At 73.6% G+C, this 16,952-nt stretch carries 15 protein-coding genes; 7 read left to right on the plus strand and 8 right to left on the minus strand.

Annotated features, from left to right (window positions below):
- Window positions 1-30 precede the first annotated feature (30 nt).
- Window positions 31-2,439, plus strand: a complete 2,409-nt coding sequence (afsK, locus tag R2D22_RS21360) for a protein serine/threonine kinase AfsK (RefSeq protein ID WP_318106031.1) — start codon at window positions 31-33, stop codon at window positions 2,437-2,439.
- Window positions 2,440-2,487: 48 nt separating this feature from the next.
- Here the strand turns inward: afsK and R2D22_RS21365 are convergent, their stop codons facing one another.
- On the minus strand, window positions 2,488-3,102 hold the full coding sequence (locus R2D22_RS21365; RefSeq protein WP_318106034.1) for a hypothetical protein: 615 nt from the start codon (window positions 3,100-3,102) through the stop codon (window positions 2,488-2,490).
- Between the two features lie 134 nt (window positions 3,103-3,236).
- On the opposite strand from R2D22_RS21365, the gene R2D22_RS21370 reads away from it, so the two are divergent.
- A complete protein-coding gene (locus tag R2D22_RS21370; protein ID WP_318106036.1) occupies window positions 3,237-3,806 on the plus strand; it encodes a hypothetical protein in 570 nt (189 codons plus the stop codon).
- 63 nt (window positions 3,807-3,869) lie between these two features.
- Window positions 3,870-4,376, plus strand: coding sequence for a hypothetical protein (locus tag R2D22_RS21375; protein WP_318106037.1), 507 nt, complete (start codon window positions 3,870-3,872; stop codon window positions 4,374-4,376).
- Between the two features lie 72 nt (window positions 4,377-4,448).
- Here the strand turns inward: R2D22_RS21375 and R2D22_RS21380 are convergent, their stop codons facing one another.
- Genes R2D22_RS21380 through R2D22_RS21390 form a run of 3 tightly spaced genes read right to left on the minus strand, consistent with a single transcriptional unit; the run spans window position 4,449 to window position 6,817 of the window.
- On the minus strand, window positions 4,449-5,240 hold the full coding sequence (locus tag R2D22_RS21380; protein ID WP_318106038.1) for an enoyl-CoA hydratase/isomerase family protein: 792 nt from the start codon (window positions 5,238-5,240) through the stop codon (window positions 4,449-4,451).
- Window positions 5,237-5,668, minus strand: a complete 432-nt coding sequence (locus tag R2D22_RS21385; protein WP_318106040.1) for a Zn-ribbon domain-containing OB-fold protein — start codon at window positions 5,666-5,668, stop codon at window positions 5,237-5,239. The genes R2D22_RS21380 and R2D22_RS21385 overlap by 4 nt, the downstream gene beginning before the upstream one ends.
- Before the next feature lie 6 nt (window positions 5,669-5,674).
- A complete protein-coding gene (locus R2D22_RS21390; RefSeq protein ID WP_318106042.1) occupies window positions 5,675-6,817 on the minus strand; it encodes a lipid-transfer protein in 1,143 nt (380 codons plus the stop codon).
- Between the two features lie 86 nt (window positions 6,818-6,903).
- On the opposite strand from R2D22_RS21390, the gene R2D22_RS21395 reads away from it, so the two are divergent.
- Window positions 6,904-8,454 (plus strand): FadD3 family acyl-CoA ligase, encoded by a 1,551-nt coding sequence (locus R2D22_RS21395; RefSeq protein ID WP_318106044.1) that lies wholly within the window; start codon window positions 6,904-6,906, stop codon window positions 8,452-8,454.
- Window positions 8,455-8,461: 7 nt separating this feature from the next.
- Here the strand turns inward: R2D22_RS21395 and R2D22_RS21400 are convergent, their stop codons facing one another.
- Window positions 8,462-9,877, minus strand: coding sequence for a DUF2079 domain-containing protein (locus R2D22_RS21400; RefSeq protein ID WP_318106046.1), 1,416 nt, complete (start codon window positions 9,875-9,877; stop codon window positions 8,462-8,464).
- 95 nt (window positions 9,878-9,972) lie between these two features.
- Between R2D22_RS21400 and R2D22_RS21405 the strand changes: the two genes are divergently transcribed.
- From R2D22_RS21405 to R2D22_RS21415, 3 genes are read left to right on the plus strand one after another with little or no spacing between them, the layout of a single operon-like run.
- Complete coding sequence (locus R2D22_RS21405) at window positions 9,973-10,647, plus strand: response regulator transcription factor (protein WP_318106049.1); 675 nt, start codon at window positions 9,973-9,975, stop codon at window positions 10,645-10,647.
- On the plus strand, window positions 10,640-12,175 hold the full coding sequence (locus R2D22_RS21410; protein ID WP_318106050.1) for a sensor histidine kinase: 1,536 nt from the start codon (window positions 10,640-10,642) through the stop codon (window positions 12,173-12,175). The genes R2D22_RS21405 and R2D22_RS21410 overlap by 8 nt, the downstream gene beginning before the upstream one ends.
- A gap of 53 nt (window positions 12,176-12,228) precedes the next feature.
- Window positions 12,229-12,984: an LppU/SCO3897 family protein gene (locus R2D22_RS21415; RefSeq protein WP_318106053.1), complete on the plus strand. Its 756-nt coding sequence runs from the start codon at window positions 12,229-12,231 to the stop codon at window positions 12,982-12,984.
- Window positions 12,985-12,993: 9 nt separating this feature from the next.
- Here the strand turns inward: R2D22_RS21415 and R2D22_RS21420 are convergent, their stop codons facing one another.
- The 3 genes from R2D22_RS21420 to afsR all read right to left on the minus strand — a co-directional run bounded on the left by R2D22_RS21420 (window position 12,994) and on the right by afsR (window position 16,848).
- Complete coding sequence (locus R2D22_RS21420; protein ID WP_318106055.1) at window positions 12,994-13,128, minus strand: hypothetical protein; 135 nt, start codon at window positions 13,126-13,128, stop codon at window positions 12,994-12,996.
- 316 nt (window positions 13,129-13,444) lie between these two features.
- A complete protein-coding gene (locus R2D22_RS21425; protein WP_318106057.1) occupies window positions 13,445-13,645 on the minus strand; it encodes a hypothetical protein in 201 nt (66 codons plus the stop codon).
- Window positions 13,646-13,842: 197 nt separating this feature from the next.
- Window positions 13,843-16,848 carry an SARP-family global regulator AfsR gene (afsR, locus tag R2D22_RS21430; protein ID WP_318106059.1) on the minus strand — a complete coding sequence of 1,002 codons (3,006 nt, stop codon included), beginning with the start codon at window positions 16,846-16,848 and terminating at the stop codon, window positions 13,843-13,845.
- Between the last annotated feature and the right edge of the window lie 104 nt (window positions 16,849-16,952).

Here is a 16,952-nt window from a genome sequence, read left to right on the forward strand (position 1 = left end):
CATGGCCCGTACGGGGAGGTGGCAAGGCAAGTGGAGCAGCTGACGCAGCACGACCCGAGGCGGATCGGTCCCTTCGAGGTGCTGGGCCGGCTCGGTGCCGGAGGCATGGGCCTGGTCTATCTCGCGCGCTCGGCGTCCGGCCGGCGGGTGGCGATCAAGACCGTGCGGACGGAGCTCGCCGAGGACCAGCTGTTCCGTGTCCGGTTCACCCGCGAGGTCGAGGCCGCCCGCGCGGTCTCCGGGTTCTACACCGCGGCCGTGGTGGACGCCGACCCCCGGGCCGCCGTGCCCTGGCTGGCCACCGCGTACGTCCCGGCGCCCTCCCTCGAAGAGATAGTGAACGAGTGCGGGCCGCTGCCGGCCCAGGCGGTGCGCTGGCTGGCGGCCGGCGTGGCCGAGGCCCTGCAGTCCATCCACGGCGCGGGCCTGGTCCACCGCGACCTCAAGCCGTCCAACGTCCTCGTCGTCGAGGACGGCCCCCGGGTGATCGACTTCGGCATCGCGTCCGGCGTCTCCAACACCCGGCTGACCATGACCAACGTCGCCGTCGGCACGCCCGCGTACATGTCGCCCGAGCAGGCCCGCGACTCGCGCAGCGTCACCGGCGCCAGCGACGTGTTCTCGCTGGGCTCGATGCTGGTCTTCGCCGCCACCGGCCACGCGCCGTACCACGGTGCCAACCCGGTCGAGACGGTCTTCATGCTGCTCCGCGAGGGCCCGGACCTGGCCGGTCTGCCCGACGAGCTGCGGCCGCTGATCGAGTCCTGCATGCAGATGGACGTCTCGCTCCGGCCCACCCCGGCCGACCTGCAGGCCCAGCTCGCCCCGCACCTCTTCGGCTCCGGCAGCGACGACAGCGGCACCGCCTCGGCCTGGCTGCCGCAGCGCGCCACCGCCATGATCGAGGCCCGCCGCGGCGGCCGGCCCAACCCGCCCGCCCCGTCCTCCGGCCCCGCCTCCGCCCCGCCGGCGCCCCCGGCGCCGCCCCGCCCGCCCCGGCCCGCGCCCGAGTGGGGCGACCCGCGCACGCCCGCTCCCGCCCCGGCGGGCGGCGGCAAGCACGCCGGCCGCCCGGAGCCCGCGCCCGCGGGCGGCCCGGTGCGGCTGGCCGGCGCGGCGGTGCCGATCGGCCCCGGCCCCCGGGTCGCCGACACCCGGGCCTCGATCGTCGCCGACACCGGCCCGGCCACCGGCTGGATCCGCCGGCCCGGCGCCGAGCCCGGCCCGGCCCCCGGCTCCCGTCCGCTTCCGGCTCCCGCCCGCCCGGCGGAGCCGCCGGCCGCGGCCGAGCCCGGCCACTGGCGGCCCTGGCGGTTCCGTATGTCGAACGACGTCTGGGGCACCCCGGTCGTCGACGGCAACCTGCTCTACGTCACCTCCTTCGAGGTGCACGCCCTGGACACCGGGAGCGGCCGACGCCAGTTCAAGACCCGGGACGTCGCCTGGTCGATGGCCGTCGCCCAGGGCCGTATCCACGGCTCCGACGGGCCCACGCTGTACGCGCTCGACGCCTCCGACGGCAGCGAGCGCTGGCGGCTGAACACGGACGCCTGGGTGTACTCGCTCAAGGTCGACCGGGGCACCGTCGTCACCGGTACGCGCGGCGGCGGCGTCCAGGCCTGGGAGGCGTCCAACGGCGCCAAGCTCTGGGAGCTCGGCGGGGCGCAGACCGAGTTCGAGACCCCCGAGGCGGGCCCTGCCGTGCACGGCGACACCGTGTACGTGTGGCGGGACGCCCGCCTCCAGGCGCTGGACGCGCGGACCGGCACCGAGCGCTGGTCGTACCCGATCGGGGACGCCGCCTCCTGCGGCAACGTCCCCGTCCGGGTGGCCCCCGCGGAGGACGGCTGCGTGTACGTGGCGGCCGGCACCCGGGTGCTCTGCATCGACATCGCGGGCGGGCACGTCCGCTGGCACTTCGAGGCGCCCGCGGTCTTCCTCTCCCCGCCCGCGTTCGCGCCCGGCCCGGCGGTGACCGGCGGCGGCGTGTACCTCGCCGACTACCTCGGCACCGTGTACGCGCTCGACGCGACGACCGGCCAGGACCGCTGGCGGATCGCGACCGAGCAGCGCCAGTCGAACGAGCCGGTGCTCGTCGAGGCGGGCAACGTGCACGTGGCCAGCGGCAGCGCGCTGTACACGCTGGACGCCGTCACGGGCACGCCGAAGTGGCGGTTCGCGGCGGGCGGCGAGCTCGTCGGCACACCGGTGGTGGCCGAGGGCCGGCTGCACTTCGGCTCGGCGGACCACGTGCTGTACACGCTGGACGCGGCCGGCGGCCAGCTGCGCTGGAAGCTCGCGACCGGCGGCGAGATCACCGGGTCGCCGGTGGCCCGGAACGGCGTCGTGTACGCGTGCAGCAAGGACCGCTGCGTGTACGCGCTGGACGCGGTGAAGGGCACGGCGACGGGCCGGGGGAGCGCCGCGCCGAGGGCGTAGCGGTGGGGAGGGCCCGGCGGTTCCGAGGCCCTCGCCGGTTCCGCGGTCCTAGCGGCCCTGGTCGGGATGCCGGCCGGGGTCCTGGCCCGGGGGCGGCTCCGGGGCCTCCATGGTCCGCGTGGGCGTCTCGTACGGGTCCGGCGGCTGGTACGGATACGCGTAGGGCTCCGGCTCCGGCTCCGGCCGGTGTCCCTGTCCGTCGAGCGTCGGGTGCGTGGGCGCAGGCTCCGGGAGCCGGGTCGCGTGCGGGGCGTGGCGGCCCGACATGACGACCGCGGCCAGGAGCAGCAGGAACCCGCCGCCCACGGCCATCCCGACACCGATGCCCAGCCCTGTCCCGTCGCCGCTGACGGTCAGGCTGCCCTCGAACTGCCCGACCCGGACCATCCACAGGACGCTGAAGCCGAGCACGATCAGCCCGGCGAGGGCGACGAGGAGGCGGGAGCGCAGCACCACCCCGATCAGGGTGACCAGGGCGGCGAAGGCGAACGGCAGCAGCATCGACCCGATCACCTCGGCCCGGACGTCGGTGATCCCGCCGAACAGGTCCTCGATCGGATAGTCGCTGCCGTGACGGCCGTCGTACCAGGCACGGAAGGGGCTCCATACGGCGGCCGTCGCTCCGGCGAGCGCCAGCACCGAACCGACGATGTTGCGGATCATCGTGCGGCCTCCTCGGTCCGGCTCCCGGTCCCGACGCTACGCCGGGTGCGGGGGGCCCGCCACGCGGCGCTAGGGTGGCGCGGACACGACAGGCGTGTGGTTCGAAATCGACGGTTCGAAAGGGGCGGTTCGCGGTGAGGGCAGGGCGACAGCTGCGGTTCTCGGCGGTGCTCGTGGCGGTCGTGCTGGCACTGACGGGCTTCCAGACGGGCAAGAGCAGCGGCGGCAGCGGCGGCAAGAGCCGGAGCGGCAAGAGCAGCGGCAAGAGCAGCGGTGGCGGCTGCTCCAGCTCCAAGAAGAAGAACCACGACTACGACCACGACGACGAAGACTCCTACGACGACAGCAGCGGCTCCGGCTCGTACACCACCGGCCCCACTCCGACGCCCATCGCCACCTCCACCGCGCTTGTGGACGTCGTGGTCGTGGACTGTGTGAAGCCTGCGCAGAAGAAGCGCAAGGGCCGGCCGGCCCGGAAGGCGGACTACACCGCGAGCGTGCGGATCACCTCGCGGGAGACGGTCACGGAGACCTTCCGCGTGAAGCTGGAGTTCCAGGACGCGGCCGGTACGGAGCGGGGTGAAGGGTACAAGGACGTCACCGTCGAGCCGGGCGCGACCGAGACCTTCGACGTGCTGACGGACGCGCCGACGATGGTCGACCGGGTGCGGAAGTGTGTCGTCGAGGGTGTCAGCGTCCAGTAGGGTGACGTGCGCCCGTCAAGGTCGGGCCCTTTCACTCTGCACACACTCAACGGGGGTTGAAGCGTGAAGCTTCGTCATGTCCGCGCTGTCGCCGTCTTCGGAATCGCCGTCGTCGCTCTCACCGGAGCCCGCGGCTCGCACGGCGCCAGCTGCGGCGGCAGCCACGGCTCGTCGAGCAGCTCCAGCAGCTCCGGTGGCTCCAGCTCCAGCGGCTCCGACAGCACCTCCGGTGGGTCGTCCACGGGCAGCGTCAGCGGCGTCGGCGGCTCCTCCCGCGACAAGGCCCAGCGCGACATCCGCATCGACGAGTGCAAGCTGAGCGACGACCGCAAGAACCTGGTCGCCAAGATCACCATCACCAACAGCGACTCGACGGCGTACCTCTACGACGTCAGCCTGCAGTTCAAGGGCGACGCGAGCGCCAACATCGCCATGGCGAACGTCGACGACCTGCGGGTCGAGGGCGGCGCCTCGCAGTCCACCGAGGCGACCACCCCGTACACCGGCACCGGCGACGGCTCCGAGTACACGAAGTGCGTCGTCGTCACGGCGGACCGCTCCATCGGCTGACGCACGTCCATCGGCTGCGGCCCCATCGGCTGACACGCTCCGCCTGGTGACGCGGCTCTGCCGGCCACCGCTCTAGCGGAGCCGGAAGCCGCCGCTCCCGCCCCGTCCGGTGAACAGCTCGGCCTGCCGCTCCGGCGGCAGGTTCCCGAGCGCCACCAGGTGCGGGGCGTGGGCGAGGGCCGCCGCCCGCGCCGCCTCCTTCGCGGACCAGAGCGCGCGGACCGTGCCCTGCACCGCCTCCGTCGGGTACGAGGCCACGACGGCCGCCGCCGCCCGCGCGGCGGTCAGCGCCCCACCGGTCTCGGTCACCTCGCTGACCAGGCCCGTCTCGTACGCACGCCGCGCGGAGACCCGTTCGGCCGTGCCCATGAGGGCCATCCGGGCGACTTCCCCGAACGGCATCTTCTGCGCCATGTGGACGGTCTCGAACGCGGAGACCATTCCGTACGTCGTGTGCGGGTCGAAGAAGGTCGCGTCCTGGCCGGCGATCACGAACTCCGCCTCGCCGATCAGATAGAACGCCCCGCCGCAGGCCATCCCCTCCACCGCCGCCACCACCGGTTTCCACAGGTCGTTCGCCTTGGGTCCGATCGCGACCAGCGGATCGTCGATCGTGTACGGCGACGAGGGCTGCGGGACCTCGGTCGCGGCCTTCCGGTCGATGCCGGTGCAGAACGCCCGGCCGCCCGCCCCGGTGACGACGATCGCGCGGACCTCGTCCTCGTACCGGAACCCGCGCCACACCTCGCCCAGCTCGCGCGCCATCTCCAGGGTGATCGCGTTGTGCTTCTCGGCCCGGTCGAGGGTGACGACGGCGACCCCGGTCTCCTTGTCGCGGTCGACGGTGATGCCGGGGACGCTCATCCGCGCTCCAGCAGCCAGCGGGGCACGGTCATCCCGTCGATCTCGGTGAACGCCACCTTCACCGCCGCGCCGATCCGCAGCCGGGCCGGGTCCACGGAGTTCAGCGCGGCGTCGGGCGCGGCGACGACGTTGCCGGCCAGCCGGATGCGGGGCGCGTCGGCGAGCTCGACGAGGACCGCGTTGTACGGGGCCTGGGCGGCGTAGTCGGGCAGCAGCGGCGGATGCGGGATCACGTACGACCAGATCCGGCCGCGGCCGGACATCAGCCGCCACTCGCTGTCGAAGGACTGGCAGTGCGGGCAGCAGGGGCGGGGCGGGAAGCGCAGCTCGCCGCAGTCGGGGGCCGCGCAGGCCTGGACGCGCAGCTCGCCCCGGGCGGCGTACTCCCAGAAGGGCGCGCCGTCCTCGTCGACGACGGGACTCAGCATGACGGATCAACTCCTCAGCAGGACGGCGGATGTGGGGACGCCCTCGCCGGCGGTGACGAGGCAGGTGGCGGCGTCGGGGACCTGGGCGGTGGAGGTGCCGCGCAGTTGCTTCACGCCCTCGTTGATGAGGTTGAAGCCGTGCACGTACGCCTCCGAGAGCCCGCCGCCGCCGGTGTTGAGGGGCAGCCGCCCGCCGATCTCCAGCGCGCCGCCCTCGGTGAACGCGCCGCCCTCGCCGCGTCCGCAGAACCCGTACCCCTCCAGGGAGAGCGGGACGAGCGGGGTGAAGGCGTCGTAGATCTGGGCGACGTCGACGTCCTGGGGCCCGAAGTCGGCCTGCTTCCACAGGTGTCGGGCGGCCGTCCAGGCGGGGCCGGTGAGCGGGTCGTCGTTCCAGTAGTTGACCATGCCGTGGTGCTGGGCGGGCAGTCCCTGGGCGGCGGAGTGGACGTACACCGGCTTCTGCCGGCAGTCGCGGGCCCGTTCGGCGGAGACGATCACACAGGCCAGCGCGCCGTCGGTCTCCAGGCAGTTGTCGAAGAGGCAGAGCGGCTCGCTGATCCAGCGGGCGGTCATGTACATCTCGCGGGTCAGCGGGCGTTCGTACATGATCGCGTCGGGGTTCTGGTTGGCCCGGTTGCGGCAGGCGAGCGCGACGTTGAAGAGGTGGTCGCGGGTGGCGCCGTACTCGTGCATGTAGCGGCGGGCGAGCATGCCGATCTCGTCGGCGGGCCGCAGCAGCCCGAACGGCCGGGTCCACTGGCCGGGCGTGGGCAGCTGGACGGCGGTGTTCTTCCAGGGCCGGGGCCCGGAGCCGCGCTTGCGGGACCGCCAGGCGACGCCGACGGAGGCCTGCCCGGAGGCGATGGCGGCGGCGAGGTGCCCGACGGTGGCGCAGGAACCGCCGCCGCCGTACCCCACCTTGCTGAAGAAGGTGACGTCGCCCGCCCCGATCGCCTTGGCGACCTCGACCTCGTCGGTCTCCTCCATCGTGTACGAGGCGAACGCGTCCACCTCGGAGGGTGCGATGCCCGCGTCGTCCAGAGCGGCGAGGATCGCCCGGCAGGCGAGTGTTCTCTCGGACTCGGGCAGTTGTTTGGCGAAGGGTGTCTGCCCGATCCCCACGATGGCTGTGCGGTCCTTGAGCACGGCAACCCCTTCGGTCGTCCCCACTGCTGACAGCGCGTCAGGCTACAGCTAATCTGACGGACAGTCAGCTCTTTGGAGGGGTGCAGATGCGCGGCGACCTGGAGTGGGGCTCGATACCGAGGCTCGTGCGCTCGGCGGCGGAACGGTACGGGGCACAGGAGGCGGTCGTCGAGGGCCGCACCCGCGTCTCGTACGCCGAGCTGGGCGAACGCGTCGAACGCGCGGCGGCCGCGTGCATCGCGGCGGGCGTCCGGCCCGGCGACCGGGTCGCCCTCTGGGCCCCCAACACCCTCGACTGGATCGTCTCCGCGCTCGGCGCGGTGACGGCCGGGGCGGTGCTCGTCCCCCTGAACACCCGCTTCAAGGGGGCGGAGGCGGCGTACGTACTGGCCCGGTCGCGGGCCCGGCTGCTGTTCATCACCGGCACCTTCCTCGGCACCTCGTACGTGGCGTCGCTGCGCCGCTCCGGGGTCGAACTCCCCGACCTGGAACGGGTGGTGGTCTTCGGCGACGGCGCCCCTGACGACTACACGACCTGGAAGGAGTTCCTGGCCGCGGGGGACACGGTGAGCGCGGCGGAGGTACGGGAACGGGCGGACGCGGTGGACAGCTCGGCCCCCTCGGACATCATCTACACCTCGGGCACGACGGGCGCGCCCAAGGGCGCGGTGATCACCCACGCCCAGACCCTGCGCTGCTACGACGTCTGGTCGGAGCTGGCCGGGCTGCGACAGGGCGACCGCTACCTGATCGTGAACCCGTTCTTCCACACCTTCGGCTACAAGGCCGGCATCATCGCCTGCCTGATGCGGGGCGCGGTGATGATCCCGCAGCCGGTGTTCAACGTGGACACGGTGCTCGCCAACATCGCCTCGGAGCGCGTCTCGGTGCTGCCCGGCCCGCCGACGCTCCACCAGTCGCTCCTGGACCACCCGTCCCGCTCCTCGTACGACCTGTCGGCGCTGCGGCTGGTGGTCACGGGCGCGGCGGTCGTGCCGTTGCGGCTGGTCGAGCGGCTGCGCGGGGAGCTGGGCGTGGGGACGGTGCTGACGGCGTACGGCCTGTCGGAGGCCAGCGGCATCGTCACGATGTGCCGGCAGGGCGACGCGGCGGAGGTCATCGCCACGACGTCGGGCCGGGCGATCCCGGACACCGAGGTCCGCCTCTCGGAGGCGGGCGAGGTCCTGGTCCGCGGCCACAACGTGATGACCGGCTACTTCGAGGACGCCTCGGCCACGAGCGAGGCGATCGACGCGGACGGCTGGCTCCACACCGGCGACGTGGGCGTCCTCGACGAGGCGGGCAACCTGCGGATCACCGACCGGATCAAGGACATGTTCATCGTCGGCGGCTTCAACGCGTACCCGGCGGAGATCGAACAACTCCTGGGCCTGCACCCGGACATCGCGGACGTGGCGGTGATCGGCATCAGCGACCCCCGCCTCGGCGAGGTCGGCAAGGCCTTCGCCGTCCGCCGCCCGGGCGCGACGGTGACGGCGGACGACCTGATCGCCTGGTCGCGTCGCGAGATGGCGAACTACAAGGTCCCGCGCGAGGTCGAGTTCGTCACCGAACTCCCGCGCAACGCCAGCGGGAAGGTCGTGAAGGGCGAACTGCGGGAGCGGACGGGCGCCTGAGGCGACGCTAGGGCGACGCGGGCACGCGGGTGAGCACGATGATGCCGCTCTCCTCCCGGACCCGCCGCCAGCCGAGCTCCTCCGCCCGCCGGACGACGGCGTCCACGGCGCCCCAGGGGAACGGGTCCGTCCGGTCGGCCACGATCCACTCCAGCTCCGGGCGGCGTTCGAGGACCCCGTCCGCGACCAGGTACGGCCGGGTTCGGTCGGTCAGATGCGGCACGAGGCCGTTGCTCGCCGCCACCGGCGCGCCGTCGGGTACGAGCCGCAGCGCCGCGCGGGCGGCGGCCTCCCGCGGATCCTGCTGCCAGAAACCGGGCCTCGCCAGGTCGCTCAGCGGCTGCGCCGGCAGCATCACGAGGGCGACCGCCAGGGGAACGGCGAGCGGCAGCCGCGCCCCGCGTCGCAGCGCGTCGATCAGGGCGGCGAAGGCGATCGGCGCGAGGACCGCCGAGTAGTGCAGGCCGGGTCCCCAGTAGGCCGGGTTGGACGAGGTGAACCGCCACACCAGGGTGGGCAGCAGCAGGAGAGCGAGGGGGCTGCGCAGCACCAGCCCGCCGGTCGCGGCCAACAGCACGAGCAGGGTCTCCGACTTCCCCGGCCAGCCGTCGAGGACGCCGTACGGGGAGGCCGCCTGGTCCAGGTACCCGTACCGGCCGTCCGGCGCCAGGGCCGGGAGCACCGCGCACACGACGAGGGCACTGCCCGCGGCGGCGAACGCGCACAGTGCGAGACCGGCACGGCGGTTCCGGGGGTCGTGGCGGTTGCGGTGCACCAGCAGCAGTCCGCACACGAACGCCGTCGCGCCCAGGTCCTCCTTCACGAGCAGCAGGGCTGCGGCCCACCACGCGGCGGCCCGGGGCCGGCCGTCGAGGTGGGCCCGGCAGGCCAGCGCCAGCAACGGGACCGCGAACGCCACCTCGTGGAAGTCGAAGCCGACGAGCTGCTGCACTCCCCAGCACAGGCCGGCGGCCGCGCCCACGGCCGTCGGCGCGAACCGCTGCTCCGGCAGATGGCGTTGGGCCGTGCGCGCGATCACGTACACGGACAGGGAGACGAGCCCCGCCTGCGCCACCAGCAGCGTCTCCACGTGCGGCGCGAGCCGGTAGAGCGGGGCGAGCACGGCGAGTACGGGATGGAAGTGGTCGCCGAGCAGCGGGAACGCGTCGCCCGTGAAGCCGGGCGGGGCGGTCGCCGTACGGATCTCCGAGGCCGGTGCGCGGCCCTCGGCGTACGCGCGCACCGCCTGCCCGAAGATCCCCAGGTCGTAGCCGGTCGTCCGGAACCGGGCGTGCTCGCGCAGCGCGTACGCCGTGTACAGCACGAAGAGGACCGCGGCGAGCAGAGCGGGGGCGGTGCGGGGTGCGGCCGCGGCGGCGGTCGGCGGCGCGGGCCTGCGTGCGGGAGCGGGGAGCGTGAGCATGCGCAGGACCCTCGGCCACGGCCGCTGAGGAGCGCCTGAAGGAGGCTGAGGATTTCCTCAGCCGCACGTCCGGCCCGCGGGCGATACTCGGCCGCATGCGCGTACTGGTGATCGAGGACGAGGAACGGATCGCCGCCTCGCTGCGGCGCGGCCTGTCGGCCGTCGGCTACACCGTCGACGTGGCCCACGACGGCGTCACCGGGCTGCACCTGGCGCGTGAGCACCGCTACGCGGCGGTCCTGCTCGACCTCATGCTGCCCGGCCTCAACGGCTACCAGGTCTGTTCCCGGCTCCGCGCCGAGGACAACGACGTGCCGGTGATGATGCTGACGGCCAAGAACGGCGAGTACGACGAGGCCGAGGGCCTGGACACCGGAGCCGACGACTACCTGGCGAAGCCCTTCTCGTACGTCGTCCTGGAGGCCCGGCTGCGGGCCCTGCTGCGCCGTGGCGGGGCCCGCGCCCGCACGCTTCTGGAGTGCGGGGACCTCTGGCTCGACCCCGCGCGCCGGACCTGTGGGCGGGGCGGGACCGTCGTCCGGCTGACGCCGAAGGAGTTCGCCGTGCTGCACTGCCTGATGGCGCGCGTGGACGAGGTGGTGCCGACGCTGGACGTCCTCGACGAGGTGTGGTCGGCGGACTTCACGGGCGACCCGAACATCGTGCACGTCTACATCCGCGCCGTGCGGAAGAAGATCGACGCGCCGTTCGGGCGGGAGACGATCGAGACGGTGCGCGGGGCGGGATACCGGGTGGTGGGCCGTGGCTGAGCGGCGGCGCCGGTACGGCCCGGTGTGGGCGTCGGGGCTCGCGGCGGCGTTCGTCGTGGTGGTCGCGGTGTGCTGGCTGGCGTACGCGGACGGCAGGGCGGGCCCGCGCTCGCCGGTGATCGCCGTGCTCATCCGCGACGACCGCGTCGGCCCCCAGGTCGAGCTGATCGCGGGCGGCGGCGCGGTCGCGGGGGCGCTGTGCGTCGCCGCCGCGTGCTGGTGGGCGGGGAGGGCCCACCCGCGGGCCGTTCGCCTGCGGACGGCGGTGGTCGCGGGGGCGGTCTCGGGCATCCTGTTCACCACGTACTGCGCGTGGCTCAGGACGGAGAACGAGGTCAAGCCGTGGCTCGTGGCCGAGGAGGCCCTCCGCTGGGGGCTGGCATGCATCGCCCCGTCGGCCGGGCTGCTGACGGCGGCGGCCGTGTGGGCGGCGCTCGGACGGGGCGGCGGGCTGTCCTTCCGGAGCCGCCTGGCCCTCGCGGCGGCCGGCGCCACCGGCGCGCTCTCCCTGGGCGGGCTCGTGCTGCTCCGGCGGGCCCAGCTCGCGCAGGACGCCAATCTGATCTTCTGGATCGCGATGACCACCGGGGTGCCTCTGATCACCCTGCTCACCGGGGTGCTCGTGCATGTCTCGGTGGCGCGCGCCCTGCGTCCGGTCGAGGCGATCCGGCGCGAACTCGCCGACATCACCGGCCAGTCGCTGGACCGCCGGGTTCCGGTGCCGCCGACCGAGGACGCGATCGCGCGTCTCGCCCGCACCACGAACGACACGCTCGACCGGCTCGAGCAGGCGTCGGCGCGGCAGCAGCAGTTCGTGGCCGACGCCGCCCACGAGCTGCGCAGCCCGCTGGCCGCCCTGCGCGCCCAGCTCGAATCGGCGCTCCGGCACCCGGACTCGGTCGCCTGGCCGGCCGTCGTGGCGGACGCCGCCGCCGACGTCGTCCGGCTCCAGGCGCTGGCCGACGACCTCCTGCTCCTGGCGAGCCTGGACGGCACGCGGCACCGGAGCCGGGCGGCGGAGCCGGTCGACCTCGCGGCGCTGGCGGAGGACCTCGTCCGCGAGTACCAGCACCTCCCGGAATCCGCCCGCCTCCGAATCGCCTGCGCGGCCGTGACCCCGGCCGTCGTCGACGGCAGCGCGACGCAGCTGGAGCGGCTGCTGCGGAACCTCCTCGGCAACGCCTGTCGCCACGCGGCGGCGGTGGTCGACGTGACGGTCCGGGTGGCCGACGGAGCGGTCGTCCTGGAGGTCCACGACGACGGCCCGGGCATCCCGCCCGAGGACCGCGCCCGCGTCTTCGGCCGCTTCACGCGCCTCGACGAGTCCCGCACGCGCACGGCCGGCGGCGCGGGCCTGGGCCTCCCGATCGCGCGCGACATCGCCACTCGTCACGGCGGCACGCTGGTGATCGCGGCGACGGAGCGGGGCGCCCGCCTGTTGGCGAGCTTCCCGACGGCCGGGGAGCCGGGGGTGCCGGGGGCGGGTCCGAGTGCGAGTGCGCAACCAACTCCCGTTGCCCGTACGTGATATGAGGAGTTGCCCTCGCGTAACCTCCCCCTTCACGACTCTGGAGCGGTCCGGTGGAAATCGAGATCCCGCTGTCCCTCACGCCCCAGCAGGCAGCCGTCGGCGTCGGCCTCTCGGTCGACCTGCCGTCCGGCGACCAGGCCCATGTGGACATCCCGCCGGGCGTGCGGGACGGCGAAGTCCTGCGCCTCACGACGGCGTCCGGCCCGGTCCGGCTGCTCATCAGCGTCCCGGGCGGCCCGGCGACGGCGCCGATGCCCGTGCCCGGCCCGGCGGCGCCTGGGCAGAAGTCGGGGGCGGTGGGGGCCATCGTGGCACTGTGCCTGGTGGGCGCGGTGATGGCGGCAGTGATCCTGGCCGGCGGCGACGAGGGCGACGAGGATCCGTCGGCGGGCCCGTCGTACGGCTCCTCGTACGACCCGTCACCGACGGACGAACCGTCGTACGGCTCGTCCTACACCCCGACGGACGAGCCGACCGAGGACGACACGGACGACTCGTCCTCGTACCCGGACCCGGACCCCACGACCGAGGCCCCGCCGGACCCGTACACCACGGGAACGTGCCTGAACGGCTCACTCCCGACCTCCGACGGGCCGCAGAGCGTGAGCGACGTCGACGAGGTCCCCTGCTCGGCCTCGGACGCGCACTACAAGGTGATCCAGACGTTCCCGTTCACCTCGGACATGAACCGTTGCCGCGACAACCCCCGGACCCAGTACGCCTTCTCGTCCCGCTACACGATCAACGGCGCGACGATCAACGAGTACGTGTACTGCTTGGTGGGGCTGGGGTCCTACGCGCGCTGAGGGACTGCCTCAGACATCGACGACGGTGACGTGGATCCCGTCGACGTCGGTGACGTGCTGGTCCGCCAGGGCCGGGGTCGCGGTGCCGGCCGCGACCGTGGCGGCGAGGAAGAAGCAGGCGAGAAAACGCTTGGTGCGGGTCATGTCCGACTCCTCGTGATGTCTGGGTACGCGGCAAGCTTTCTGATTTGCGTACGCCAATTCCATGGTTGCGTGCACTACCAGCCAATGTGCGGCCTGATATTCGCTGAAGCAGGGAATGCTGGGCACAAGAAGAGGGGCCGGGCATCTGCCCGGCCCCTCTTCTTCTGCATCCCGCCGTCGCGCTTCGCGCTCAGCTCATCCGGATCCCCCGAACCGGATGAGCGTCCCCCGAGCGCGTGCGTCCGATCGGCCGGACGCTACGGCCCCGGCGGCTCCCCCGTTGGCGCCGCCGCGGCCGTACCCCGTGGGGGAGTGGCTACTTGGCCGGCTCGGTCGTCGCGTGCTGGTCGAGCGGCTTGATCGGCGCGCCGGTGGCGTGCTGGTCCAGGGTCGTGATGTCGCCACCCGTGGCGTGCTGGTCCAGCGGCTTGATCGGCTCGGTCGTCGCGTGCTGGTCCAGCGTCGTGATCTCCTCGCCCGTCGCGTGCTGGTCGGCGGGCTTGAGGTTGTCGGCCATGGAAGCTCCTGAAGTGGTTGGGCCTGTGGGACGGGAACGTCCGCCCGGCAACTCCCCCGTGGATCGCCGGGCGGACGTCCAGGGCCGATCACCATAACGGTGAGGCCTCGTGACGAACCGTCTGCCCCCCGACGCGACGGATCGACATGCATGAGAGTGCCGTGCGGCGATAAACGATTGATGAACGCCCAGGTCGGTCAGGCGACCGCCGCCGGGTGGAGCAGGGCGCGCACGTGATCCGCCTCGGGAGAGCCGAGGTCGTCGTACGTGGCCAGCGCATCGCTCCAGCAGACGCGGGAGCGTCCCGTCTGCCCTATGCCCTGCAGTGCCCGGCCGAGCACGGTCAGGACGTTGGCGCGCCGCCAGTCCCCGCCGACACCGTTCAGCACCGCGAGCGCCTGCTCGGCCAACGCGGCCGCCTGGGCCGGCCGCCGTGCGGAGAGTTCGAGCTCCGCCAGGCGGTACAGGGTCATGCCCTCCCACAGACGCTGCCGACTGTCCCGGAACACCGCCAGCGCCTCGCGCAGCGCCTCCGCGCCCTGCGCGTGCTGGCCACTTTCGGTGAGAGCCATCCCCAGCGCGTACCGACCGTTGGCACCCCGGAACGAGTTGCCCGTGGAGTCGTAGATGGCGATCCCGCGCTCCGCCAGCGAGACGGCGCTCGTCAGCCGCCCCATCGCCAGGTGGATGCGCGACAGGTTGCACAACGCGCTGGCCTCGCTCGGCCGGTTCCCGTCCGCCCGGAACCAGTCGATGGCATGGGTCAGGTGCACTTCGCCGTCGGCGTGGCGACTCTGGTAGATCGCCACGATGCCCCGGGAGTTGGCCGCCCAGGCCAGCGTGAGGGCGTCCTCGGTCCGGTCGGCCAGTCCGGCCGCGAGTTCCGCGTCGCGGTCGGCGTCGTCGAAGCGTCCGGTGTGGGCGTGGACGTTGCTGAGTGCCATCAGCGCCCGCGCCTCGGCGTGCTCGTCACCGGTCTCGTGCGCGGCCTCGCGCAACGCAGCCGCCGCGGACTCGTACTGCTTGGAGTTGGCGCCGGACTCGCCGATGTCGATCGACGCCCACAGCAGATCGACCGCACGCCGCAGCGTTGCGGCGCCCGCCGACTGCCGGACGCACGCCAGGAGGCAGTTCGCCTCCCGGTACAGCCAGTCCTGGGCCTCGTGGCGGTCCGTGAACGTCAGGCCCTCGTAGGACGGCGGCTCCAAGTGGTCGACCAGGCGGTCGCCCGGTCGCTCGATCGCGTACACCCCCGCCGCCGTCGACAGGTAGAAGTCCAGCAGGCGCGAGAGCGCCGCCTCGCGTTCCGACGGGGGCTGTTCGTCGCGCTCCGCGCATGCACGCGCGTAGAGGCGGACGAGGTCGTGGTAGCGGTACCGGCCCGGCGCGGCGGACTCCAGGAGGGACGTGTCGACGAGGGCCTCCAGGAGGTCCTCGGCGTCGTGGGGCGGGAGGTCCAGGACCGCCGCGGCGGCCGACAGGGAGATGTCGGGGCCGTCCGCGAGGCCGAGGAGACGGAAGGCGCGGGCCTGGGCCGGCTCCAGCTGGCCGTAACCCAGCTCGAACGTCGCCTTGACCGCGAGGTCGCCCGCCTGGAGCTCGTCCAGGCGGCGCCGCTCGTCGGCGAGCTTCGCCGCGAGGACCGACACGGTCCACGTGCGGCGGGCCGCCAGCCGGGACGCCGCGATGCGGATGGCCAGCGGCAGGAAGCCGCACGCCGCCACCACGTCCAGCGCCGCCTCCCGCTCCGCGGAGACCCGCTCCTCGCCCACGATCTTCGTGAAGAGCTGGAGCGCCTCCTCCGGGGACATCACGTCCAGGTCCACCAGATGCGCCCCGGCCAGGTCCACCATCCGGATCCGGCTGGTCACCAGCGCCGCGCAGCCCGCCGTGCCCGGCAGCAGCGGCCGGATCTGGGCGGCGTCGCGCGCGTTGTCGAGGAGGACCAGGACCCGGCGGCCGTCCAGCGTCGAGCGGTACAGCGCCGCCCGCTCGTCGAGCGAGTCGGGGATCGCGGAGTCCGGCGCACCCAGGGCGCGCAGGAACGCGCCCAGGACCGTCTCCGGCGCCGCCGCCCGCGCCCCCGCGCCCTGGAGGTCGACGTACAGCTGGCCGTCGGGGAAGTGCGGGCGGGCCGCGTGGGCGACGTGCACCGCGAGGGTCGTCTTGCCGACGCCGCCGATGCCCGCGAGCGCGGAGACCGCCATGACGGAGCCCTCCGCCGTGGCGAGCTGGTCCCCGAGTTCCCGGACGAAGGCGGCGCGGCCGGTGAAGTCGGCTACGGTCGCGGGGAGCTGGGCGGGCCGTGAGACGGTCGCCGGGGCCGGCGCGGACTCCTCGACCGGGCGGGCGAGTTCCGAGTCCGCCTGGAGGATCCGCTGCTGGAGCCGGGAGAGTTCGGGGCACGGGTCGACGCCCAGCTCGTCCGCGAGGAGCCGCCGGGTGTCCGCGTACACGGCGAGCGCCTCGGCCTGCCGGCCGCTGCGGTACAGCGCGAGCATCAGCAGCTCGCGCAGCCGCTCGCGGAGCGGGTGCGCGGCCGTGAGAGCGGTCAGCTCGGAGACGGCCTCCGCGTGGTTGCCGATCTCCAGGTCCATGTCGAGCCGGGTCTCCAGGAGGGTGAGCCGCCACTCCTCCAGGCGGGCCCGCTGGTTCTCGGCGTACGGGCCCGGTACGGAGGCCAGCACCTCGCCGTCCCACAGTCCGAGCGACTTGTTGATCAGGGCGCGTGCCTCGCTGCGCTCGCCCGACGCCCACAGTTTCTCGGCCTCGGCGGCCAGGTCCTGGGCGACGTCGAGGTCGAGGGCCCCGCGGTGGGTGCGGATCGCGTACCCGCCGGCGTCGCTGACCAGCACGCCCGGGTCGAGGACCTTGCGCAGCCGGGAGGCGTACGTGCGGAGCGCGGCGAGCGCCTGCGACGGCGGCTCCTCGCCCCAGATCCCGTCGATCAGCTCCCCGGCGGTGGCGGTCCGGCCGTCGCGCAGCAACAGCGCGGCGAGAAGCGCCCGCTGCTGCGGGGAGCCGGACGGCAGCTGTTCGCCGTCCCGCCAGGCGCGGACGGGTCCGAGCACGGCGAAGCGCAGGTCCGATACCGGTTCCGGGGCGCCGGGCGCGCCTTCGGGCACGCCACCGCGCTCCGCGTCCTCGGGACCCGTTCGCGGAGCTCTCTGCTCCGGCACTCGCGGGCCGTTCTCACGGTCCATAGCTCCCCCTGCCCGTACCGCTGGTTTCGCCCAAGACAGTCTGCCTTGTCCGGAGGGGGCGCGTCAGCATCGGGTGACTGTCTGCACAGGATCTGCCGCACCGA

This window comes from Streptomyces sp. HUAS YS2 (assembly GCF_033343995.1).
Taxonomy (GTDB): domain Bacteria; phylum Actinomycetota; class Actinomycetes; order Streptomycetales; family Streptomycetaceae; genus Streptomyces; species Streptomyces solicathayae.